This is a genomic window from Macrococcus sp. CoH-51_TC_04, assembly GCF_058188655.1.
Map to the genome: position 1 here is coordinate 1 of NZ_JBVGOY010000009.1, position 23,275 is coordinate 23,275.

The window sequence follows — 23,275 nt, forward strand, 5'->3', positions numbered from 1 at the left end:
GCGTCATACGAATTCATTCCTTTATTGTCGGTGTGAGAACTACAATATTAACATGAATTCGTCATGGCGTATTTTTTTATAAACCATTAATGTATCTTCCACCTTAGGTGGCTAACTTGATTGTATAACTTACCAATTTTTCAGATATTAAAAGTTTTATACACTTATTATAAACTATTCACAAAGGGGTGCTACTATGAATTTACAATCTGCTCTACCATCTGAAATTCGCGCTTTGATTCGCGATAATAAACTTATCCAGCATACGTCTGGCATGGCTAAGGGATACATCCAGGCGAATGTTGTGATATTGCCTGAACGTTATGCTTATGATTTCCTTAAGTTCTGTTACCGTAATCCAAAGTCTTGTCCTTTACTAGATATTACTGAGGTTGGGGAATTTTCTTTTCCGAAGTATGGTCCTGATGCGGATATTCGCACTGATGTGGGTGAATACTATGTCTATCGTGATGGCGTGCATGTTGAGACGCGTCATGATATTAAGGATCTATATCGTGAGGATATGGTAGCTTTCATTATTGGCTGTAGCTTTACATTTGAGCATGCGTTGCTTGATGCTGATATTCCCGTGCGTCATATAGAGGAAGGTCATAATGTGCCGATGTATATTACGAATATTCCTACTGAACAAAGTGGTGTCTTCCACGGACCTACAACAGTGAGCATGCGTCCGATGACAATGGCTCAGGCGATTCGAGCGTCTGAGATTACAACGCATTTCAAAGGTGCACATGGTGCTCCGCTTCATATCGGCGATCCTGCTGTAATCGGCATCAAAGATATTAATAACCCTGACTTCGGGGAAGCTGTAGAGATACGCGACGGCGAGGTTCCTGTATTCTGGGGATGCGGCGTAACACCTCAGTCAGTGTGTCTGAATGTTAAGCCTGAAATGATGATTACTCATGCACCAGGATATATGTTTATCACGGATATTAAAGAAAGTGAATTGTTGTATTAAAATAAGAGAAACTCATCACTAATTGTGGTGGGTTTCTCTATTTTTGAAATTGGCGTCGTGCCAAATTCGCGTATGTTTTCTGCCTTGAAATTGGCGCCGTGCCAAATTCATGCTCATTTTCCGCCTTGAAATTGGCGCTGTGCCAATTTCACGCTCATTTTCCGCTTCGAAATTGTCCCCATGCCAAATTCACGCTCATTTTCCGCCTCGAAATTGGCGCCATGTCAATTTCGCTCCCCTATCATATGCCACGATAGAGCTTAATCAGCGATTCGACATCCTCAAAGTGATTCTCAGACTGATGGACAATCAGTCCATCTCTCAGAACATACAGTTCATCTGCGATTGCCTGCGCAAAATCGAGTTGATGTGTCGTTATGAATAGCGTCTTCCCTTGTGCCTTTTGCTCACGAATTATATCCTGCAGCTTGAATATCCATAATGGATCTAAACCATTTGTCGGTTCATCCATAATAATAAATGCTGCGTCTCCAATTAAGCTTTGTGCGAGGTTGAGGCGTTGTCGCATGCCTTTAGATAATGATTTAACAAATTGTTCTCGATTATCATCTAGTCCAACTTGTGCTAATGCATCATTTGATGTGCTTCCTTTAATTCTTTGAAGCATCTTAATGATTTCGCTGATTTTCAAGTATGGGGGAAACTGCAGGTCATCAGGCATATAGTTGATTTGTTCTGGTACTTGAAATGTGCCTGTCTTCGCTTTTAGTTCACCAAGCATGAGTTTGATGAGTGTACTCTTTCCAGCACCATTCTCTCCTATCATCACATGCACTTTACCTATGCCGAGATGCATTGTGACGGGCCCGAATGTCTTCTGTTTATTATATTTGAATTGTAATTGCTGTATGTCTATCATTTACTTCTCCTCACCCTTAACATCGTAATATAGCTCAATACGAGCGGTACACCGATAAATAACATAATATTGATATATAGGATGTAGTGACCAATGCCTTTCAGCCAGTTACTGTAATTGTAGAATCCTGGTCCAAGTAATGCGAGTTGCTCTGTCCAGTAATAGTACAGCATGCGGATAAGGTCGACTGGATTGAGATGAATATTTGCTACTAATGCTTGAAAGAGCATCTGTCGGTTCAATTGATCATTCAATGCAATGATTGTAAATGGGATGATGAGTAGCCACAGCGTCCAGAAACAGAGTGCAATACCAATTGCACTGAGTCGATTTCTTGAGATGATGCCAATCCATACTGCGATACTTGAGAATATGAGAATCATGATGAATGATAGTAATATGAAGACGAATTCCATATGTACACCGATAATGATACCCATCACGATACTGATGGCGAGCATCATTGTATAGAGCAGTACGATAGTAATATAGTGGCCGAATATATAGCTTCTATAACGCATCGGATAAGTCTTTAGTAACTTCAGCCATCCTGTTTCATTATGATGTGCTACGGTCATACTGCCGATAGATAGAATGAATAATGGGACGATCAGCAGTTCAATACTGAGCGCATAGTTCATCTGAAATAGATTGGAGTGCTCTGTCCCTGTTTGAAATAAGCTTGCGAGTATAAATGTAATGATATAGATGATTGCTGTGATATAGAACACCGGATTACGCAGACTTTGTTTCAGTTCCATCCAGATCATGCGTGAATGCCCCACTTAAATGATTTCAGATCATTGAATTGCAGCTGTTTGCTATTTTTATACTTTTTCATAAAAGTATTTCTATTCGCTTCTGTTTCAAATGCTGCTACACTATAGTTCATCGGAGTCCAGATATCTTTATTGTAGATATAGAATGCTTTCGTTGCGTCTATCCATTTATCTTTCTTGTAGTCTTTCACATACATCATACCGATATCGTCTTTATTCTCTTTATTATAATGTTCCATCATACAGCCGATATCATCAAAGATCAGATGATCTTCGTTTTTGTAGATCATCTGCGCTGCCTGCTCCGGATGATCGATCATCATATTGCATACGACACATTTATCTGTCTTCTGATTGATGTCACGTGGACTTAAGTCAGGTTTGCCACAACCTGCGAGCAGAATTGCTGTAATCAATAATGTAATGATATATTTCATCGTATCCTCCTTAATGTTAATAGAATGATTGCTAAGCTGCATAATAGAATGGGGAGCCAAATGTTAAGTTGTATATTGCGAGATAGCATTTGTGGACTTGTATCCTGATAACCGGATTCTAACGTAATACTCTTATCTTCTATCCATTGCAGCAGAATGTGAAGCGGGCCATTCTGAAAGAAATTTAATGTTGTATCCTTCACCATCGTCTCTCCTAATAAGTTGCTGAAACGCTTCGGTGTATCTCCTATGCCATCACCATCCAGATCCATTATAGATGGGTCGTCATACATATTATTGCGGAACTGATGCTGCTGTTCATCGATATTCGCAATCGATATATTATTGCTGAAACGATTGTCCTGTATCGGGATATCCGACTGATAAATTTCGATACTATTGAGATTACGTTCGAAATCATTTTTAGTAATATGACTCTTTGTCATCTCTTGTACGCTCAGAGCCGTACTGTTTTGAATGAACTGATTGTTCTTTACGTGTATATCCGTACTCTTATAGAGCGTCATCCCTGTTGCGTTCAATACTTGCTGATCCACAATCTTATTATGTGTAATCTTAATGTTGTCAGATACCATCAGCATAATACCTGTAACGTTATTGCGTACGACACTGCGCTCTAGTTCACCATGATTTACATACATGAAATGGATGCCATACCGATTATTTCTAGAAGATATATTGCGCATATTAACGCGTTCAACATGTTCAAGGTAGACGCCATCCTTTGTATGAGAGATATCTATATTATCCAGTTTTATTTGTGATGAATTCTCAATATGAATTCCATTTGCTTTTCCATTGCCGATTATCTTAATATTTTTTAGTGTAACGTCGCGGCTATTCGAAATGGTGATCGGTGGTGCAGAACCAGAATAACGTATCGTTACATCTTTAATCGTCGTATGATCCTTAGTAATATGAATTGGTTCTGTCACAATTTTCTCGCTATGCACGTTCGCATGTGCATCCATATGACACAGAATAATCGCAAGAAAGAGACAAATAAAGATTATCTGTCCCTTCGTTGTTCTATTCACTGTGATGTTCATGACTTTCGTGACTTTCATTCATATCTTTCATCTTTTTGTGCTTCTCCATAAAGCGCATCATCGCTTTCTGATCAACAGCAGCAAGCTGCTCTACTTCAGTATGATGCTCATGTGCGAATGCCTGTGCATCCTTATCTTCTTTAAAGCTCGCGATACCCACATTCATCGGTGTCTTAATCTCACCTTTAACAAACTTCGCATCGCTGACATTGATCCATTCTGATGTCTTGTGGTCACGTACAAACTTCGCTTTCATCTTCTTGTCCGACTTACGCTCATAGTTTAAGAGACAGAACAGGTCATCGAAGAAATAGTTCTTACCATCTTCTCCTATCGCTTGTGCTGAATATTTACCCATAGCATCAGACTTTTGATAGACTTTCATATCACACGCAGCACATTTTGTATCTTCTTTCGGCTCTTTTAAAGAATAGCCGTCTACTTTAGTCGTCTGCTGGTCCGCTTTAATCTGCTCAGTCTTAGCCGCCGTCTTCTCTTTCGTCTGTTCCGATTGTTTCGTTTCTGCATTACCACACGCCGCAAGTAGTAATGATGTTGCAAGTAGCACTGTTGTCTTTTTCATCTGTATTCCCCCTAATCAATAATTACAATGATAATTTTATAGGAAGGGAGATGCCTTATTTGTATATAAATGTGAATAAATCATGATGAAAGTAAGTCAAAATTTTAAAAATTAAAATCATCGCGTGTAAATTCATGATTTGTCTATGGACATTTGTAAAACTTAGAACAACACTAGGAATTAATGGAAGATCGGTTGAAATTGTTTTCTATCTTGAAATTAGCGTCGTGCCAAATTCACACCTTAATTCCTTACCAAAAAAACACCCCACATGTGTGAGGTGTCACAATTATACTGTCCAAGACATTGGATTCTTATTCTTATTCAAATTTTTAATATTACTCGTCGGTAAGTTTTCTCTTTTAACGACTTTCGGTGTCATGCCTGCGTTAATTCGATTATATAACTTCGGGTCCATATGGTTTGTTCTGAAACTCTTGAACACTCTCGATGTCACTTGAGAACATTCCGGACATTCATCCTCTTTCAAGTTGCTATTCATTGATTTCCACGTATCATATTGTCCGCATGCTGGACATTCAAATGTATACTTCGGCATTATTCATCAATCTTTGGAATAATATTATTTGTAAAGATTTCCTTAGGTAGAGATAACGTACAGCATGCATTTGGAATATCTACTATGCCACCAATATTCCCTTGTACAGGTGCTGACCCGAGTAACATATATGCTTGTTCTCCTGTATAGCCACATGTCTTCAAGAATTCAATCGCATTTAAGCAGGCATTACGGTATGCAGTGTTGGCGTCAAGGTAAAGCTGGTCTCCAGAGAATTCATTAACAGAGATCCCTTCGAATACGAGATATTCATTATAATGCGGCATTACTGGCCCTGGTTGGAATGCCGGGTTCTTCTTAATCTTATATTTCTCCATGCCACCTTTAATCACATGGACTTTAAGTTCAATCCATCCAGGAATTTCAATTCCTCCACAGAATGTAATCTCTCCATCACCTTGTGAGAAATGTAGATCTCCTACTGATAGCTTCGCCCCATCAACGAATACTGGGAAATAGACGCGTGAACCTTTTGATAAGTTCTTAATATCACAGTTCCCACCGTTTTCACGAGGCGGCACTGTTCTCGCACCTTCTTTTGCTACGCGATCGAAGTCCGCTCCTTTAAGTGTTCCGAGCACACATGAATCTGGATCTGGCAGCTCTGCAAGCGCTGGTACACGATTCGGGTTAGTGTCTACTAATGCTTTTTCACGGCGATTCCATTCATCTAGCATCTCCTGACTTGGTGCAACACCCATTAATCCTGGATGTATAATTCCTGCGAACTTAACGTTCGGTACGTGACGACTCGTTGCATAGATACCTTCAAAATCCCAGATAGACTTTGCAGCTTTCGGATAGTGTTCGACTAAGAAGCTTCCCCCATTTTCTTTCGCGAATATTCCATTGAATCCCCACTCATGTGCACTGAATGTTCCAATGTCCAGGATATCTACGACAAGTAAGTCGCCAGGCTCCACCCCATTGACATGAACAGGTCCACTCAATACATGGACACGCTTTAAGTTTACCTTTTCGATATCAGATGGATCATCGTTATTGCTTATCTGTCCATCTGTCCAGTCCAGACATTCCATCTTGAAGACCTCACCAGGCTCTACCGAGAATGCTGCCGGAATATCAGGATGCCATCTGTTATGCCCCGGATATTTTTGCTCATGCATCTTCTTCGTCAAGTCAATTTCAAAAATCTTTTTCGCCATACAAAATCCCCCTTATTTTTTAAAATTACACTTTTAGTTTACTTTAGTTTTCAGAATATTTCAAATTTAACAAAGAGTTTTTGAAATTAGCGTCGTTCGCAGCTAACCCCTAGTCATACGAACAATTTTCTAGATTTTTATAGACATTCATCTATATAGATGTTAATCTATGTTTGTATTAAATCAAGGAGGTTTATTATGACTTATAAAGCTTTAGCAGCAACACTGAAAGTATTGTCTGACGCGAGTCGTCTTGAAATATTGGATATACTTTCTTGTGGTGAACGTTGTGCTTGTGATCTACTCGAACACTTCCAGTTTTCACAACCCACACTCAGCCATCATATGAAAACACTCGTGGATCAAGGTTTCGTAACGACATTTAAAGATGGTAACAAACGCATGTATCAGCTGAACCACGATAAGCTGAAGGATATTAACGATCACTTATCTTCACTGAGTGTATCGCAAGAAGCATGTATTTGTAACACGATGAAAAGAGGTGCGTGCCAGTGATGACAGCAGTCGCAATTGCTATATTTCTTATTACGTTAGTCTTTATTATCTGGCAGCCGAAAGGTCTAGACATCGGTATTACAGCAGTTGTCGGTGCGATTATTGCAATTATTACAGGTGTCGTCAGTTTCTCTGATGTACTTGAGGTCACAGGAATCGTGTGGAATGCCACCCTTACGTTTATCGCAGTGATCATCATCTCGCTTATATTAGATGAGATTGGTTTCTTTGAATGGGCAGCCATCCATATGGTCCGCGCCTCACACGGTAATGGTTTCAAGATGTTCGTCTATATTATGCTGCTTGGTGCTATTGTTGCTGCATTCTTTGCTAATGATGGTGCGGCACTGATATTAACACCGATTGTTCTCGCCATGGTGAGACGTCTCGGGTTCAATCAGAAGGTTATCTTCCCGTTTATTATTGCAAGTGGTTTTATCGCAGATACGACGTCACTGCCTTTAATCGTCAGCAATCTCGTGAATATCGTCTCTGCAGATTACTTTAACATCGGATTTGTTGAATATGTCAGCCGTATGATCATTCCGAATCTCTTCTCGCTTGTTGCAAGCATCGTTGTTCTGTGGTTATATTTCAGGCAATCGATACCACGTACATTTAATACGGATAATATTGGGACACCTGAAAGTGCGATCAAAGATATGAAACTCTTCAAGATGTCATGGATCGTGCTATTTATTCTCTTCATCGGTTACTTAAGCAGTGAATTTATCAATATCCCTGTTTCACTGATTGCAGGAGTCATTACAATTATCTTTATTGTATTAGCAAGCAAGTCCCCTGCTGTTGACACGAGACAAGTTATTAAAGGTGCACCGTGGAACATCGTCTTCTTCTCTATTGGGATGTATCTCGTCGTCTTCGGTCTTAAGAACGTCGGTATCACGACCGTGCTAGCAGATGTGCTTTCTACGATTTCTACATATGGCTTGTTCAGCAGCATAATGGGTATGGGCTTTATCGCTGCATTCTTATCATCTGTGATGAACAACATGCCTACTGTGTTAATTGATGCCATTGCAATTGGCCAGTCCGATGCAACTGGATTATTAAAGGAAGGCATGATCTATGCGAACGTTATCGGTTCGGATCTAGGTCCTAAGATCACACCGATTGGCTCACTTGCCACACTGTTATGGCTACATGTACTCTCACAAAAAGGTGTGAAGATTTTATGGGGAACATATTTTAAAACAGGGATTGTCATCACGATTCCAGTTTTATTCGTTACATTGTTCGGACTTTATTTAACATTAATATTATTTTAAAGATTTGAGGGATTTTTATGGAGAAGAAGACACTTTATTTTATTTGTACAGGAAACTCCTGTCGCAGTCAGATGGCTGAAGGATGGGGAAAGCACATTCTAGGAGATACATGGAACGTTTATTCAGCAGGAATTGAAACACATGGTGTGAATCCTAAAGCCATTGAAGCAATGAAAGAGGTGGGAATTGATATCTCTCATCATACATCAGACTTGATCGATCAGGATATTCTAAACAACTCAGACCTCGTCGTTACTTTATGTAGTGATGCGGATAATAATTGTCCAGTTCTGCCACCGAATGTAAAGAAAGAACACTGGGGATTTGATGACCCTGCTGGTAAAGCATGGTCAGAATTCCAGCGTGTCAGAGATGAGATTGGTCACGCAATCGAACAATTTAAATTAAGATAGCAAAATGACTGTGCTTGTTACAAGCACAGTCATTTTATATCTAAACTTCCCTTGCAAAATGTTTATAGAAAATTATATTTAATATATAGAATTCAATAGATAAAAATGAATCTATTGAATTCTTTTTTCTATCAACTTTAGTGATTTAATCATTATAAAAACACAAGTAGCAAAATCAACTACTTGTGTTCATATCTATATTATCCAAAATATTCAGCCATGCTTTGGATTGAGAAAAGTCCTGCGAATATCGTTACGATGACTGCAAATACACCGAGCCAGAATATCCATTTCGGATGTTCATAGTCCCCAACAATCGATTTCTTTCTTGATGCAATGAGTATCGCTGTCAGTGACACCGGTAAGATGAGTCCATTGAACGCACCTGCAAGTACCAGTAGCTCAACAGGTTTCCCTACAAATGAAAATATTGTTGTAGATATCACGATAAATAATATGACGACGATATTGTTATGCTTTAGAAACCATGGGTGGAATCCTTTTAAGAATGATGCACTTGTATACGCTGCTCCGATTACAGAAGACATTGCAGCCGCTAGTAACACTAATCCAAATATGCGTGGGCCAATATCACCAAGCGCATGATAGAATACCGATGCTGGTGGATTATCCGGATTCAATTTAACCCCTGTGGATACTACGCCTAACACAGCTAGAAATAGTAACGTACGCATCACACCTGTTGTCACAATACCCGTGTTTGCTGCTTTTGTGATAAACGGTAGGTTCTCTTTTCCTGTCATTCCAGCATGAATCAATCTATGCGCTCCTGCAAATGTTATATATCCACCGACTGTACCACCTACGATTGTAATGATCGGCATCACAAGTGCAAATGGATTATCAGGCAAGACCATTTTTGTTGCTGCTTCAGCATATGGTGGATTCACTTTAAACATAACGAAGGCAACAATCAATATCATAGAAATCCCTAATACTTGTGTCACAATATCCATTGCTTTTTGTGCATGTCGACTAGAGAATACAAGAATTGCTACAATCCCTGTAATGATCGCGCCAACCTTCACATCCATGCCAAGTAAGGCATTAAACCCGAGTCCTGCACCTGCGACATTTCCGATATTAAATGCAAGACCACCAAGAACAATGAGTATTGAAATTACAGTTCCGAGTCCTGGCAGTACTTCATTGGCAATCACCTGTCCTCGTTTTCCGGTTACCGTCAGTACACGCCATACATTTAACTGTGCACCAATATCAATGATGATACTTACTAAAATCGCAAACGCAAAGCTTGCTAAATATTTTTCTGTAAATATTGTGGTTTGTGTTAAGAAAGCAGGCCCAATCGCTGAAGTTGCCATCAGGAAAATTGCGCCTAATAGTAATCTTCTTTGAGCTGCTGTCATTTTTTGCTTTTTTCTTTTTTCCATGGTCATCTCCTTTAATTTCGAAATAATAAGTCTTAGATTTGAGATTATACATGTATATTTTTTTCGCCACAACAGTCTGAGTCAACAAAATTATATTCTTGTAAGTTTATAGTTGTTATGTTATTTTCTTAGGTTAGTCTATTTTTTGAATTTGTACCCTACAAGATTGGTATAGCGTCCATTTCGTACGACAAAAAAACACCTCACTGATGTGAGGTGTAAGTATTAGCTATTCCATAGATCAATCAATGCCTGGATTGAGAAGAACCCAGCGCCGATTGTTGCAAGTACTGCAATTACACCGAGGACAAGTAGCCACGTTGGATGTTTGTAATCACCAACGATACGTTTATTTTTAGATGCAATCAAGATTGCTGATAATGTAATCGGTAAGATTAGTCCATTGAATGCGCCTGCTAAGATTAATAATTTAACAGGTTTACCGATTGTTACAAATACGATTGTCGAGAATACGATAAAGATAATGATTACAATATTGTTATATTTCGAGAATACCGGATGAAATCCTTTCAAGAATGATGCACTCGTATAAGCAGCACCAATTACCGATGTTAATGCGGCTGCTAATAATACTAATCCGAATATACGTGGTCCAATTGGTCCTAATGCATGCTGGAATGCTGATGCCAGTGGGTTATCAGGGTTTAATGATACACCTGTTGCCACTACACCTAATACTGCTAAGAATAAGAAGAAACGCATCACACCTGTTGTAATAATCCCTAAGTTTGCTGCACGTGATACGAATGGTAAGTTCTTCTGTCCCACCATGCCATCATCAATCAGGCGATGGGCACCGGCGAATGTAATATATCCTCCTACTGTTCCACCAACGATTGTAATGATCGGCATAATAAGTGCTGCTGGATTATCCGGCATCACCATCTTTGTCACTGCTTCTCCATATGGCGGTTGTGTCTTAATCATTACGAATGCTACTGTCAGTAACATGAGTACACCCAGAATTTGAGTGATGACGTCCATGATTTTAGCGCCACTCTTACTTGAGAAGATGATAATTGCAAGGATTGCCGTAATCACTGCACCGAGACGTACATCAATGCCAAATAAAGCATTGAACCCAAGGCCTGCTCCAGCGACATTCCCGATGTTGAACGCAAGTCCGCCCATCACAATCAAGATTGCAATGAAACTTCCGAGTCCTTTAAATACTTCGTTTGCAATATCCTGGCCACGTTTCCCTGTCACAGTTAAGACGCGCCAGATGTTAAGCTGCGCACCGATGTCAATGACAATACTGATCAAGATGGCAAAGGCAAAGCTTGCAAGATGCTTTTCAGTAAATACAGTTGTCTGCGTTAAGAATGCCGGCCCGATTGCTGATGTTGCCATCAGGAAGATTGCACCGAAGAGCAGACGCTTCTGTGCTGCTGTCATGTTTTGTTTTTCCATAGTATTTCCCCTTTGATTATGTTATATGGTTTGAATCTTGATTCCTTCGGTCTGTAATGCTTCGATAATTGCCTTTACAAAGGCTAATGCTTCTGGTCCGTCACCATGCACACAAATAGAATCTGCTTTAAGGTCAATAAGTTTACCTGATACTGTTTTGACTTGTTTATCACGTACCATACGTAATACATGTGCCACCGCTTCAGATTGCTCATGAATCATCGCATTATCTTGTTTGCGTGAAACTAATGTCCCTTTATCTGTATAATTACGATCTGCGAATACTTCATTGATTGCAGTCATGTCTTTCTTTTCTGCTGCTTTAACGAGCGTACCACCTGAGATGCCCATGACCTTAAGTTCCGGGTTAAAGTTGTAGATGGCATTGACGATAGCATTTGCCAGTCCTTCATCACCACTTGTCGCATTATAGAGTGCACCATGGGGTTTAACATGGTTAATAGTAACACCATGTTTCTTACAGAATGCGTCGATGGCACCGAGTTGATAGGTGATTAAGTTTTCTACTTCATCATACGTCATATCTAGGTTACGTCGACCGAACCCTTGCAGGTCTGGATATCCTGGATGTGCACCGATACCTGTACCATGTGCTTTACAACGTTCTATCGTCTGATTTAATACATTAAAGTCACCTGCATGCATCCCACAAGCAATATTTGCTGAAGTAATCAACGGAATAATCGCTTCATCATTGCCTATCTTATAGTTACCGAAACTTTCGCCTAAATCCGCATTTAAGTCAATGAACATATTATCCCTCCAGGAAGTGATTTTTCTCTAAGAATTTAATATCAACTAAGTTTTCATGATATCTTGGATGCTGTACGATACGATACTGGTAATCTAAATTCGTCTCGAATCCCGCAATAACTGTTTCATCAAGTGCGGCAAGCATCTTCTTGATTGCGCGGTCACGTGTCTTATCGAATGTAATGAATTTACCGATCATCGAATCATAAAATGGAGATACCATACAGTCAGGATATAAGAATGTATCGATACGTACCCCTGGTCCTGCAGGAAGATGTAATGCAGTTACTTTCCCTGGACTCGGTCTAAAGCCATGATTCGGATCTTCGGCATTAATACGGCATTCCATACTAAAGCCCATGATTTGAATGTCTTCTTGTTTCAGATCAAATTCATCATATAATGCAATCTTGAGCTGTGCCTCAATGATATCAACGCCAGTGACCATTTCCGTTACGGTATGTTCTACTTGAACACGCGTATTCATCTCAAGGAAGTAGTATTCTTGTATTTCTTCTACATATAAGAATTCAAGCGTACCTGCGCCGCGATAGCTAATATTTTTCGCAGCGTTAACAGCATCTGTCGTCATGCGTACGCGTACTTCGTCCGGCACGATAACAGCAGGTGCTTCTTCAATTAGCTTCTGGTTGTTACGCTGAATCGAACAGTCACGATCATAGAGATGTACAGCATCTCCATGACCGTCACCAATGACCTGAACTTCGATATGACGTGCTGTACGAATGAATTTCTCGATATATACACGGTCATCACCGAATGCTTTCTTTGCTTCGTTCTTTGCAGCATGGAATAAGTTATCGAAATCTTCCTCACGACTCACGATACGCATCCCTTTACCACCACCACCGGCAACCGCTTTAATCACAAGTGGCACTCCGATTTCACGCGCTTTTTCACGGGCTTCTTCGATCGTTGGAATGACATCTTTAGAACCTGGAATAACTGGGACACCTGCAGCAATCATTGTCTTACGTGCCTCTGCTTTATCACCCATCTTGTCGATAGTCTCAGGCGTCGGTCCGATAAAGACGATGTCATGCTCAGCACAAAGGCGTGCAAACTTAGAGTTTTCCGCTAAGAATCCATATCCTGGATGGATGGCATCTGCATGTGTAATTTCTGCAGCGGCAATAATATTATTCATATTAAGATAACTTTCTGTTGAGCTCGCAGGGCCAATACAAACCGCTTCATCTGCAAGTGCAACATGTAAGCTGTCAGCGTCGGTATTAGAATAAACTGCAACCGTCTTGATGCCGAGTTTCTTACATGATCTGATAATACGAATCGCGATTTCCCCGCGATTCGCGATAAGAACTTTCTTCAACGTATTTCCCCCTTACTTCTCTTTAATACGTACAAGTGGCTCGTCATATGCAACAGCAGTACCGTTTTGTACGAAGATTTCTTCGATTGTACCGTCAACATCTGCAAAGACATCATTCATCACTTTCATTGCTTCAATAATACCGATGCGATCACCTTTTTCCACTTTATCTCCTACACGAATAAAAGGTTCCTTCGATGTTTCATCCTGCATATTATAGTATGTTCCGACAAGCTGAGATTTTTGTACATGATCGCCTGGCGTTTCTCGTTCAGCTTGAACTTGTGATTGTGGTACTCCTGCAACAGGTGCTTGTGGTACGTATTGTACTTCTTGCACCGCTTTTTCTACGTAATACTCATCTTTCCCTGACTTTACTTTAATGACCTTTAAATCATTGTCGTTCATCATATCGATTAACTGCTGTAACTTTTCTGAATTCATTTTACTCCGCCCTTTGTATTAATTTTTGGATTCTGCCACTCGTATGTCTTACATCATACGCATGTAGGCCAACTTCATTAATAATGCTCATCATTTTCTTCTTCTCTTCAATCGCTTCTTCAAGCGTTCCTTCTACAAGGCGTACTTCACTGCCAGGTGCTTTTTGTACAAGTGTCGGGATATCTGCAAAGTATACCGTCCCAATCTTCGCATAACCACCGACAGTCTGACGATCATTCAATAAAATAATCGGCTGCCCGTCAGATGCAACTTGTATGCTACCCAATTGGACAGGTTCTGAAATAATGTCATAGTTCGTCTTCACTTGAAGCGGTTCACCTTCTAGACGCATACCCATACGGTCAGATGTATTTGAAATTTCATAAGTGTTCAGCAATGTTTCATGAACATCTTTAAAACGTTTATACTGACGACCAGGTATAAAACGGATCGTACTCACCTTATCGATAAAATGTGTCGCTAAGCGCTGCGTCTTGCTATGCTCAGGCTTATTGAACTCGAGAATATCATCTTTACGTAATGTACGCCCTTCAACACCACCGATACCAATCTTAGTGTGTGTTGCATAACTATTATTCACCTTGTCCAGCTTAAAGCCATTCTTTACTGTTAAATACGTTCTATAGCCGTTCTTCACTGCTTTGAATGTTAAGATATCTCCGGCTTCAGCGTTATGTACAGCACGATTTTCTACAGGTGTATCATTAAGTTCCGCAAGCATATTACCTCCTGTAATCACAAATGCACATGCTTCTTCAAACTTAAATATCCCCCCTTGCATCGTCATCTCGATACTCATAAATTCATCATTGCCTAGGAGTAAATTACCAAGCATGACTGCACGATAATCCATTCCGCCAGAAGGACTAAGACCGATATTCTGATAGCCGAATCGACCGAGATCTTGAATGGTCGTGAACAACCCTGGATTAATAACCTGTAATCCCATCATTTCTCCTCCTTCACTTGTATCTCATACGTACCCGCTTCAACTTGACGCTTAATCTCGTCAAACTGTTCAAGCGTAATCGGTTCGTACTTAATATAATCACCCGCTTCATAATAAACGACAGGATTTCTATTTGGGTCATAGAGCTTCAGTGGTGTCTGCCCGATAATATTCCAGCCTCCTGGTGACTGAAGTGGATACATTCCTGTCTGATTCGCAGCGATACCGACAGAACCTGCTGGAATCGCTTTTCTAGGAGATGACCTACGCGGCGTCGCGATACGCTCATCCAGACCACCAAGATACGGGAACCCCGGCATAAATCCTAGCATATAGACTAAGTATTCATTTTCAGAATGAATCTGAATCACTTCTTCTGTCGTTAATTCATGTGCTGCTGCAAGTTCTTCCAGATCAAGCGCATACTTTTTGTCATAACATACAGGTATTACAAACGTACGCTTCTTTTCAGTATTACTGTCAGCTATCTTTAATTCTGAAATGTGCTTCTTTAGTTCATCATGTGTTGTTATATCATCATTAAAATATATTACTAAAGTATTATATGAATTGACCAGTTCAGTTATCCCTTCAATCTGTGTCTGTTCGATCGCTCGACTTAGAGCAATCACAGATTTGTTAATATCAGGTGCGATTTTTTCGTTAAATACGCAGCTAATACAATTTTCACTAACATCGAAAAATTTCATCATGTAACCCCTTTCTTTACAACATTAATATGTTACCATAATTTTCTGATTATTAGAAACTATTTTCTATCATTTAACGCGTTAAGGCGACTATATAGAGGCACAAGGGGGATGCGAATTTGGCACCATGCCAATTTCATACACCAATTCTCTCCCCTTTAAAACAAAAAACCCTCCCGACATAAATTCGGGAGAGCTTATATTACTTCAATCCAAATGTATTAAATTGTGTAACCTGGATACCATATTGTCCAAGCTTCTTATCGTACTTACTTGCGACGCGTTGGTTAGCGTCTGCATTATATACATTCAGTCCTCTGTTTCCTTTAATATATAATGCATAAGGTCGTGCTAATGATTTCACTTCTGAATCTCCAGCTTTAACCAGTACTTGAACTGCATTCTGATATGTGCTGTCTACTTTTTTAATCTGTATCGTTACATCTCCATATTTGCTCAGTTCATTCATGTTTGCTGAATTTAAACTGACAGCGTGCAGCGATGTATTTAATACGATACTTTTATTCTTCTTCATCTGTGAAAGTTTAGCAAGCTGTGATTTAGTAAAAGTTACAGCTTTGTCACCTTCCACTGTTAATACTTTTTGCTTTCCGTTAACAAATTGATTGACTTCGCTGTCTGTTAACGTCTTAGCTTCATCAACTGGTGTCCCAGTGTTATCTTTGATGTCTTTGTGTCCTTCTGAGACCTCATTCGTATTCGTGTTCACCGTATACTTAAAGCTGGCTTTATTTCCTGCAACGTCCTCAACGTTTAATGTGAGATGATATTCACCTTTATCGTTGATATCGATCGTTCCTTCACCACCATCAGATATTACGACTTCACCTGTTTTATTATTGCTTAGTTCATAGCTAGCTTTTAGAAATTCAGAAACATTGTAGTTGATATCATAACTTGCAAGTGTTTCTTTAGCATTGATGTACAGGTCATCAAGTTTAAATGATAGCTTTCCATTATTTAAAGCTAATGATTTTATTTCTGCTGGTTTCGTCTTAACAAATAATGGATAGTCATCTGCTGTGGCATTTCCATTATCACTCGTCGTAATAGCATCTACTGCATATACACCGTCTGCAAGCTTCCCTTCAACGCGATTTGAGCCTTCAATATTGTACAGCTTACCGTCCAGCACAACTTCTTTCTCTCCATCTAAACCAGAGAATAGATCAATACTTCCTACGTAACCGTCACCTGCTGGTCCACTCTTCTCATTCAGTAAATCATAATATTTTAACAGCGTTAAGTTTTGTTTATTATATACTTTCATGTGTACTGAAGAAGCGTCATTATTACCATCACCGTTTGGTGACATATGGTAGTTTGTCAGGGCAAATTTTTCAAAGCCTTTCTTCTTCACTTCAGATAAGTTCGCTGCAAATGGCAGAGCATAGGAACGATTGCCTTTAAAGTGAATATATCCTTGAATTTCGTCACCTTGAACAGGTGTGCCTGCTGGAATATTTAAGTTTACAGTAACTTTACCTGACTGGATTGATTGCACATCTGTAGTTACTGTTGCACCAGATTTTGAAGGTCGTGTTGTTTCAACTTCAATTGCATAGTTATCATCAGATGATAACTTCTGTACATCAATAGTCTTCGTAATTACTTGTGCTTTACTTGTCGGAACTTGGTTACCAAATGCAATCGTTCCACGTGTATGTGTTTGTTTCACGCCATTTACTTCTGTTTCATGCGCCACTTTGAAAAGTGATGTTGCAGTTGCAGCTTCAAGTGGCTGAACTAGACCCGCACCTTGACTGAAGACGTCAAATTTAGATTTATCAAGATGTTTCGCTGTATTGCTCAGTGCACTCTTAATATCAAATGGTGTCCATTCTGGATGTAATTCTTTCAATAGGGCACTCACCCCAGAGATATGTGGTGTAGCCATCGATGTTCCTGTGTATTGTGCGTATGCCTTACTATAGTTATCGCCTACTGCAAACGAAGGAATTGTCGACAAAATATTTGTTCCAGGTGCACTCACGTCAGGCTTAATATCAAAGTTTGGCAATGATGGTCCACGAGAAGATGAGTCATTCACGTCATCTCCTGGTGTCGTCGTAACGTTGAATTTAGTGAAATCAATCATCACCTTCTCTTTTTCAAGCTTCGCTTTCAGTGCTAAACCTTGTGTGCGGTCCATATCAACAGTCGGGATATAATCGAATGAAGCACCCACGAAAATATCTGCCGGTCCTGGGCTATTTGACCCTGTCTCTGAATTGTAAACAATAACCGCCTTTGCACCTGCATCTTTTGCATTTTTAATCTTCTCTACAAATGCAATTTCACCACGTTCTACAAGTGCAACTTTATCTTTCACATTCACTTGCGCAAAATCTTCTTTCTTTCCAAGTCCTGGTATATTTACAAGTTCATATTGATCCTTTAACGTTGTTTCTGGATTATTTCCAAACTCATACGCCATCAACTTGTAATTCTTTGTTTCTTCACCTAGCTTTAAATCAACATCTATACGTTCTTCAGGTAGTGTTGTATTACCTACGCCGATTCCTAACGGACTCGTTGCCGGTCCACCAATTGTTGAACGCTCTGGTCCGGAATTTCCTGTTGCAACGTTCGCCGTTACACCAAGGAGCATCGCATTGTTCACTGCCATCGAGTTCGCTTGATTTTCTTCTGGACTTGAATTACCTAGCGATAAGTTGATGACATCCATATCATCCTTCACCGCATCTTCAATGCCACCAACAATCCATGACGTACTTCCACGACCGTACGCTCCAAGCACACGATATGCATATAAATCGACATTCGGTGCGATACCATACATTCCGAATTCATTCTTACCTTGTGCAGCAATCGTCCCTGCAACGTGTGTTCCATGAGTTGTATAATATTCGCTGCCGCTTTCATTGACTTCCGGCAGGTGGCCTGGACGTTCTTCCGGTTTCGTTTCATAAGGGTCATCTGCATTACGCTTCGTATTGTAGTCACCACCACCAACATAGTTGCGGCCACCCTTATAGACATCCTTTAAATCTGGATGGTTATAGTCGATTCCTGTATCAATTACTCCGACTTTAACACCCTTACCTTTATTACCTAGCTCCCATACTTTATCTACCTTCAAATGTGTGATACTCGGAATCAGCTTTAAGTTCAGCTCATCTCCCATCGTATCTTTGGCCACATCTTGTTGTTTTGAAGCCTGCATTTCAGAAGGATCGATTTGGATGACATCATCTTTTTCGACGAGTGCGACATCTTCAATTTGAGCAATCTTTTCAATATCTTTAGCATCAACCGTCATTGCCTCAGCGTTAATTACCGTTTGATATGAATGATTCTTCTTATATTTGATGCCTTTATTCTGCATCTTGCTGTTTGCCTTCTGCTGCTGTTTTGCAATCTTTTCTTTAACCTTTTCATCTGAGAGCTTTGACCATTTCTTGCTCTTGGTCTGTTTTAACCCTCGTTCCAGTCCGACAGAGGGTTCATCATAGTGTACGATAACATTGACTTGTCCGGAACCCCCTTTTAAGTCATTATCAATTGCCCCTTGTTGGCTCAATACTTTCAGCTGACTGTCAATCGCTTCATTTTGGGCAATGTTTGTACTATTTAACTTTGGTGTTCGAGGTTTCTTGGTGTCAAATTCTGCACCTTGAACAGGTGACACCAGTGTTGTTACAAGTCCGATCGATAATAATGCCGCTTTTAGCTTAAACTTCTTGGTCAATGAAATTCCTCCGAATCATATAATAGTCTGAAAATTTTGTATGTTTATTATATTATATCGATTTTCGAAAGAAAGCAATACCTTTTTTTTATTTTATAAAATTGTGTTGTCATCATGATCACGTTCAATATGCAGAACATAAGGATTTTGAATAAGGAGGCTATAGTCTTCCTCATTCAACTCTACTAAATATTGCTGCATCATTTCGTAATGACGAATGACGTCTATATGTGCTTCTTCAAAAAAAGAGTCTTGTGCGTCAGGATGGAGCTGCACTAAATATTTCATAAAATCACCTCACTTGTAAAAAAAGTCTGAGACGAGAATGTCTCAGACTACTGTTATTTTGTGCGAGTGGCCGTTTTTTGGACACTCAGACGGATTTGGGTGTGCGAGTGGCCGTTTTTTGGACACTCACCACATCACCTACTCATCACAAATCAATTATAAAATACTCAAGCCGCTCGCTTTAATATCTTTTTCGAATCCTTTTACAGTATCTACTGAAAGTTCATTAATGTCACGCCCGATGTTCGGGATCTTGTTTACAACATCTGCCGGACACGTAATAATATCACAGCCGATTTCATCTGCCTGAATAACATTGTACAACTCACGACAGCTTGCCCATAATAACTTCACGCCGTCTTTACTGTGACAAACTTCAACCGCCTGTTTCATTAAAGGCATCGGATCTACACCTGTATCCGCGATACGTCCAGCAAATACTGATACGTATGACTCAACGCCCGGTTTAATCGCATCCACAATCGCTTCTACTTGTTCAATCGTATATACCGCAGTGATATTCAGTTTAATATCTTGTTCAGATAAGCGTTTGATAAGCGGAATCATCGACTCTCCCTTTGTGTTCACTACAGGAATCTTAACAAATACATTTTCACCGAATGACTGGATGATGGCTGCTTCTTTCTCCATCATCTCCATATCATCACCGAACACTTCAAATGAAATCGATGCATCAGGAATTGCTTCTACTGCAGCCTTTGCAAATGAATTATAATCTTCTACACCTGCTTTAGCCATTAATGATGGGTTTGTCGTAAACCCATCTACCGTCTTGTTCTGATACGCCTCTTTCATCTGATTGATATCGGCACCATCTGCGAATACTTGAACATTTAACTTAGTCATAATTGACCTCCTCTTAATTGATATCTTTATTATAACAATTTCTTTCGTGTACGCTACATTGACAACTTATAAAAAAACAATACGGAACAATATAAATATGATAAAATATAAGAATTAAAATATGGAGGTTTATTATGAAAGGGAACAAATACGTCTATCTGTCCATATTCTTCGTCCTTTTAAGCATTATCTGCAATGGCTACAATCCTTTGATGTCTATGCTATTTGGTTCTTTAAAGTCTATCGTCTTATTCACAGGTATCTCCAACTGCATTATGCTGATCATCAGTATCATAATGATTGATAAAGGGTTAAAAAGTGAACTCTCTTCAGGCATTCGTAAAGTTGCAAAAGTATGGCCATTTGTCATACTGATCGTTATTTTATTACAATTATTAAGTATTTTGATATTATTCGGCATTCTAGGATAGGACTGAGGTCCTGTCCTTTTATTATAGGAGGTTGAAACATGCTATTTATCGTGATGAGCATGCTCGGTGCCGCGAGCAGATATGGGCTCAGCTTAATATTCGAAAATATATGGGCTACACTGATCGTCAATGTTATCGGTGCTTTCTTAATGGGTTATAGTTCCACTGCGTTAAAAACACGCTTAGAGCCCCATCATTATAAAGCAATTACGACTGGGTTCCTTGGCAGCTTCACAACATTTTCCACGATGAGTAAAGAGACGTATGTATTATTGTCAACAGGCGCGTATAGGATGCTAATGCTTTATCTAGTGCTTACCATCATTGGTGGATTTCTGCTCTGCCTTCTCGGTGTAAAGGCAGGTGCGCGATGATCCTTGTAATGCTTGGTGCTCCAATCGGGGCTTATTTAAGATTATTACTCAGCAAATATAACGATGCATATCCGACAGGGACGCTCATTACGAACCTGCTCGGGTCATTGCTGCTCGGACTATGTGCGGCATTAAGCGATGGCTGGAGTTTATGGATATGTGTCGGTATTTTCGGCAGTTTCACGACATTTTCTACACTTAATCTTGAACTTGTTGCACTGTGGCAGTCGCATAAACGAAAGTGTCTTACTTATGCGCTTTCAAGCTATATATTCGGACCCTTACTGTTTACAGTCGGCTATGTTTTAATACATATTACAAAATTGTAATTTTTTTGTGAAGACAGTAGTAAACATGATAGAAGTATTGACGAAAGAAAGTACCAGATTAATCGATAATCTGGTACTTTCTTTTATTTTTTATAAGTTTCTTTACGTAAGCACCAGAAAACGCAATAATCTGGTACTTGCGCATCTGAATTCACTCTACGGATTCAAATGTTCAATTGCTGCACGTACTTCTTCTAATTCTTCAACTTTATACTGGAATCTGCCGTGGAAGACAAACTTCTCGAAGAAATGTTCCAATTCTTTCTCACCGACAATTACCTTCACACTATTATCGCGAGAGTAGTTCGTAATATGCTCGCTTCCTACTCCTTCTGCATTGTAGTAAGCAATCGGTGTAACCGGATACGGTAATTCGAATACTTTCTCTAATCGTTCTGCCTTTAGCTTCAGTTCTTCTATCGAATGTTTGTATGACCTGAACTGTGCTGAACCGTCTTCTCCCTTATCGAGACAGATTGTCTGTTCAGATTTCGAATCTAGTTCTAATATGTTGAATACTGTTTCAAATATCGGTTCCCCATCAAACTGCATCTCACTAATACCGTGGTATAGATGTCCTGTCCAGTAGTTAGAATCGATTACGTAAATTCCTGTACGTGTTAAAATAACGTGATCTAGCTTATCTGTACTTTTCACACGTTTTCCTGGAATATAGATATTCGCTAATACGTGCATATCTTCTGGACGGATGCGTTCTTGTGCGACAAGATTATCTTTAAGGTTAATCAATGTTAAATCCGTTAAATATTCTCCCTTATCTCTAGAAAATAATTTCAGTGAATCAATCTGTGCATTTTGTGTCGATAACTGTGTTTCGTATGTATCTTTCTGTTCAGCAAGTTCCTTCTTAAACGTTAATCTTGATTTTTCACTAGATTCCTCGTAGTTACTTTTCATTTCTGAACGTTCTTTGTTCAGTGCTTCTTCCTTTGCACGTATTGCTTTCTTCTTGCTCGATAGTGCATATATAAAGAGCACGATGAATAACAACAGTGCTACTGCTAATCCAAGTGCGATATAATGCATGGGTTGTAAATTTGATAAAGACATAGCTCTCACCTTTCTAATGTTTAATAGTTTCATTATAAAGAAAAAGAGACACAACTTCATTGTTTTAGATAAATTAATTTAAAAATAAAACTGCTTTTCACATCTTAATAGAAATTTCACACTATTTTATAATAGATTAACAATACCTTAATATCTAAATGGAATACTTGCAGTGTCCATACCTATACTCGGACAAACTACATTGGAGGTTTTGATAATGGCAAAGTACAAACAAATGTTACTGGCAGGATCATTCGCGTCAACTCTACTACTAGGAGCTTGTGGTAATGAAGAGAAATCAGATGATGCTAAAACTGAAGATGCAGCAAAAGAGGAAAGCACTGAAGAATCTACTGAAGAAGAGACAACTGAAGAATAATAATAAAAGC

26 protein-coding genes are annotated in these 23,275 nt (G+C 39.4%); 8 read left to right on the top strand and 18 right to left on the bottom strand.

Translation table 11 applies throughout. The annotated features are described in order from the left end of the window. The first annotated feature begins 196 nt into the window (after positions 1-196). The gene (locus tag ACZ2V4_RS08640; protein WP_490514744.1) at positions 197-982 is read left to right on the top strand and encodes a putative hydro-lyase; all 786 of its coding nucleotides are present in this window, start codon (positions 197-199) and stop codon (positions 980-982) included. Positions 983-1,223: 241 nt separating this feature from the next. Here ACZ2V4_RS08640 and ACZ2V4_RS08645 read toward each other — a convergent pair whose 3' ends face one another. From ACZ2V4_RS08645 to fmdA, 7 genes are all read right to left on the bottom strand, one after another. Beyond that, positions 1,224-1,862, bottom strand: coding sequence for an ABC transporter ATP-binding protein (locus ACZ2V4_RS08645; RefSeq protein ID WP_490514745.1), 639 nt, complete (start codon positions 1,860-1,862; stop codon positions 1,224-1,226). Then, a complete protein-coding gene (locus ACZ2V4_RS08650; RefSeq protein ID WP_219492856.1) occupies positions 1,859-2,632 on the bottom strand; it encodes an ABC transporter permease in 774 nt (257 codons plus the stop codon). The genes ACZ2V4_RS08645 and ACZ2V4_RS08650 overlap by 4 nt, the downstream gene beginning before the upstream one ends. After that, positions 2,629-3,078, bottom strand: a complete 450-nt coding sequence (locus ACZ2V4_RS08655; protein ID WP_490514746.1) for a nitrous oxide reductase accessory protein NosL — start codon at positions 3,076-3,078, stop codon at positions 2,629-2,631. The genes ACZ2V4_RS08650 and ACZ2V4_RS08655 overlap by 4 nt, the downstream gene beginning before the upstream one ends. Continuing rightward, complete coding sequence (locus ACZ2V4_RS08660) at positions 3,075-4,166, bottom strand: right-handed parallel beta-helix repeat-containing protein (protein ID WP_283722366.1); 1,092 nt, start codon at positions 4,164-4,166, stop codon at positions 3,075-3,077. Before ACZ2V4_RS08660 ends, ACZ2V4_RS08655 begins: the two co-directional genes overlap by 4 nt. Beyond that, a complete protein-coding gene (locus tag ACZ2V4_RS08665) occupies positions 4,129-4,731 on the bottom strand; it encodes a nitrous oxide reductase accessory protein NosL (protein ID WP_219492861.1) in 603 nt (200 codons plus the stop codon). The genes ACZ2V4_RS08660 and ACZ2V4_RS08665 overlap by 38 nt, the downstream gene beginning before the upstream one ends. 289 nt (positions 4,732-5,020) lie before the next feature. Next, complete coding sequence (locus ACZ2V4_RS08670) at positions 5,021-5,290, bottom strand: FmdB family zinc ribbon protein (RefSeq protein ID WP_219521125.1); 270 nt, start codon at positions 5,288-5,290, stop codon at positions 5,021-5,023. Next, positions 5,290-6,477: a formamidase gene (fmdA, locus tag ACZ2V4_RS08675; protein ID WP_420496138.1), complete on the bottom strand. Its 1,188-nt coding sequence runs from the start codon at positions 6,475-6,477 to the stop codon at positions 5,290-5,292. Before fmdA ends, ACZ2V4_RS08670 begins: the two co-directional genes overlap by 1 nt. Before the next feature lie 198 nt (positions 6,478-6,675). On the opposite strand from fmdA, the gene ACZ2V4_RS08680 reads away from it, so the two are divergent. Genes ACZ2V4_RS08680 through arsC form a run of 3 tightly spaced genes read left to right on the top strand, consistent with a single transcriptional unit; the run spans position 6,676 to position 8,695 of the window. Beyond that, positions 6,676-6,993: an ArsR/SmtB family transcription factor gene (locus ACZ2V4_RS08680; RefSeq protein ID WP_101044771.1), complete on the top strand. Its 318-nt coding sequence runs from the start codon at positions 6,676-6,678 to the stop codon at positions 6,991-6,993. Continuing rightward, the gene (gene arsB / locus ACZ2V4_RS08685; protein ID WP_490514759.1) at positions 6,993-8,282 is read left to right on the top strand and encodes an arsenite efflux transporter membrane subunit ArsB; all 1,290 of its coding nucleotides are present in this window, start codon (positions 6,993-6,995) and stop codon (positions 8,280-8,282) included. The genes ACZ2V4_RS08680 and arsB overlap by 1 nt, the downstream gene beginning before the upstream one ends. Positions 8,283-8,299: 17 nt before the next feature. Further along, positions 8,300-8,695 (top strand): arsenate reductase (thioredoxin), encoded by a 396-nt coding sequence (arsC, locus tag ACZ2V4_RS08690; protein WP_099483766.1) that lies wholly within the window; start codon positions 8,300-8,302, stop codon positions 8,693-8,695. 200 nt (positions 8,696-8,895) lie between these two features. On the opposite strand, the gene ACZ2V4_RS08695 is transcribed toward arsC, so the two are convergent. From ACZ2V4_RS08695 to ACZ2V4_RS08740, 10 genes are all read right to left on the bottom strand, one after another. Beyond that, positions 8,896-10,110 (bottom strand): NRAMP family divalent metal transporter, encoded by a 1,215-nt coding sequence (locus ACZ2V4_RS08695; protein ID WP_420493888.1) that lies wholly within the window; start codon positions 10,108-10,110, stop codon positions 8,896-8,898. A 225-nt stretch (positions 10,111-10,335) separates the two neighbouring features. Beyond that, positions 10,336-11,544, bottom strand: a complete 1,209-nt coding sequence (locus ACZ2V4_RS08700) for an NRAMP family divalent metal transporter (RefSeq protein ID WP_490514747.1) — start codon at positions 11,542-11,544, stop codon at positions 10,336-10,338. 21 nt (positions 11,545-11,565) lie between these two features. Next, entirely contained in the window at positions 11,566-12,318 is a 753-nt protein-coding gene (locus ACZ2V4_RS08705; protein ID WP_219492869.1) for a LamB/YcsF family protein, read from the bottom strand. A 1-nt stretch (position 12,319) separates the two neighbouring features. Then, complete coding sequence (gene accC / locus ACZ2V4_RS08710; protein ID WP_420496140.1) at positions 12,320-13,669, bottom strand: acetyl-CoA carboxylase biotin carboxylase subunit; 1,350 nt, start codon at positions 13,667-13,669, stop codon at positions 12,320-12,322. Between the two features lie 12 nt (positions 13,670-13,681). Next, on the bottom strand, positions 13,682-14,113 hold the full coding sequence (locus tag ACZ2V4_RS08715; RefSeq protein WP_420496141.1) for an acetyl-CoA carboxylase biotin carboxyl carrier protein: 432 nt from the start codon (positions 14,111-14,113) through the stop codon (positions 13,682-13,684). 1 nt (position 14,114) lies between these two features. Beyond that, positions 14,115-15,086 carry a 5-oxoprolinase subunit C family protein gene (locus ACZ2V4_RS08720; RefSeq protein ID WP_219492871.1) on the bottom strand — a complete coding sequence of 324 codons (972 nt, stop codon included), beginning with the start codon at positions 15,084-15,086 and terminating at the stop codon, positions 14,115-14,117. Continuing rightward, positions 15,083-15,793 (bottom strand): 5-oxoprolinase subunit PxpB, encoded by a 711-nt coding sequence (gene pxpB / locus ACZ2V4_RS08725; RefSeq protein WP_490514748.1) that lies wholly within the window; start codon positions 15,791-15,793, stop codon positions 15,083-15,085. The genes ACZ2V4_RS08720 and pxpB overlap by 4 nt, the downstream gene beginning before the upstream one ends. A 202-nt stretch (positions 15,794-15,995) precedes the next feature. Then, positions 15,996-19,526 (bottom strand): S8 family serine peptidase, encoded by a 3,531-nt coding sequence (locus ACZ2V4_RS08730; RefSeq protein ID WP_490514749.1) that lies wholly within the window; start codon positions 19,524-19,526, stop codon positions 15,996-15,998. A gap of 93 nt (positions 19,527-19,619) precedes the next feature. Next, the gene (locus tag ACZ2V4_RS08735) at positions 19,620-19,814 is read right to left on the bottom strand and encodes a hypothetical protein (protein WP_420493893.1); all 195 of its coding nucleotides are present in this window, start codon (positions 19,812-19,814) and stop codon (positions 19,620-19,622) included. Positions 19,815-19,970: 156 nt separating this feature from the next. Further along, on the bottom strand, positions 19,971-20,681 hold the full coding sequence (locus tag ACZ2V4_RS08740) for a transaldolase (RefSeq protein ID WP_099483776.1): 711 nt from the start codon (positions 20,679-20,681) through the stop codon (positions 19,971-19,973). Between the two features lie 134 nt (positions 20,682-20,815). On the opposite strand from ACZ2V4_RS08740, the gene ACZ2V4_RS08745 reads away from it, so the two are divergent. The 3 genes from ACZ2V4_RS08745 to ACZ2V4_RS08755 are packed head-to-tail and all read left to right on the top strand — an operon-like array spanning position 20,816 to position 21,815. Next, the gene (locus ACZ2V4_RS08745) at positions 20,816-21,112 is read left to right on the top strand and encodes a hypothetical protein (RefSeq protein ID WP_099483777.1); all 297 of its coding nucleotides are present in this window, start codon (positions 20,816-20,818) and stop codon (positions 21,110-21,112) included. Between the two features lie 38 nt (positions 21,113-21,150). Beyond that, the gene (locus tag ACZ2V4_RS08750) at positions 21,151-21,486 is read left to right on the top strand and encodes a fluoride efflux transporter FluC (protein WP_101140918.1); all 336 of its coding nucleotides are present in this window, start codon (positions 21,151-21,153) and stop codon (positions 21,484-21,486) included. After that, entirely contained in the window at positions 21,483-21,815 is a 333-nt protein-coding gene (locus tag ACZ2V4_RS08755; protein ID WP_283722357.1) for a fluoride efflux transporter FluC, read from the top strand. Before ACZ2V4_RS08750 ends, ACZ2V4_RS08755 begins: the two co-directional genes overlap by 4 nt. Before the next feature lie 156 nt (positions 21,816-21,971). Here ACZ2V4_RS08755 and ACZ2V4_RS08760 read toward each other — a convergent pair whose 3' ends face one another. Then, the gene (locus ACZ2V4_RS08760; RefSeq protein WP_283722356.1) at positions 21,972-22,886 is read right to left on the bottom strand and encodes a nuclease-related domain-containing protein; all 915 of its coding nucleotides are present in this window, start codon (positions 22,884-22,886) and stop codon (positions 21,972-21,974) included. 217 nt (positions 22,887-23,103) lie between these two features. Between ACZ2V4_RS08760 and ACZ2V4_RS08765 the strand changes: the two genes are divergently transcribed. Next, positions 23,104-23,265 carry a hypothetical protein gene (locus ACZ2V4_RS08765; protein WP_219492881.1) on the top strand — a complete coding sequence of 54 codons (162 nt, stop codon included), beginning with the start codon at positions 23,104-23,106 and terminating at the stop codon, positions 23,263-23,265. The last annotated feature ends 10 nt before the right edge of the window (positions 23,266-23,275 follow it).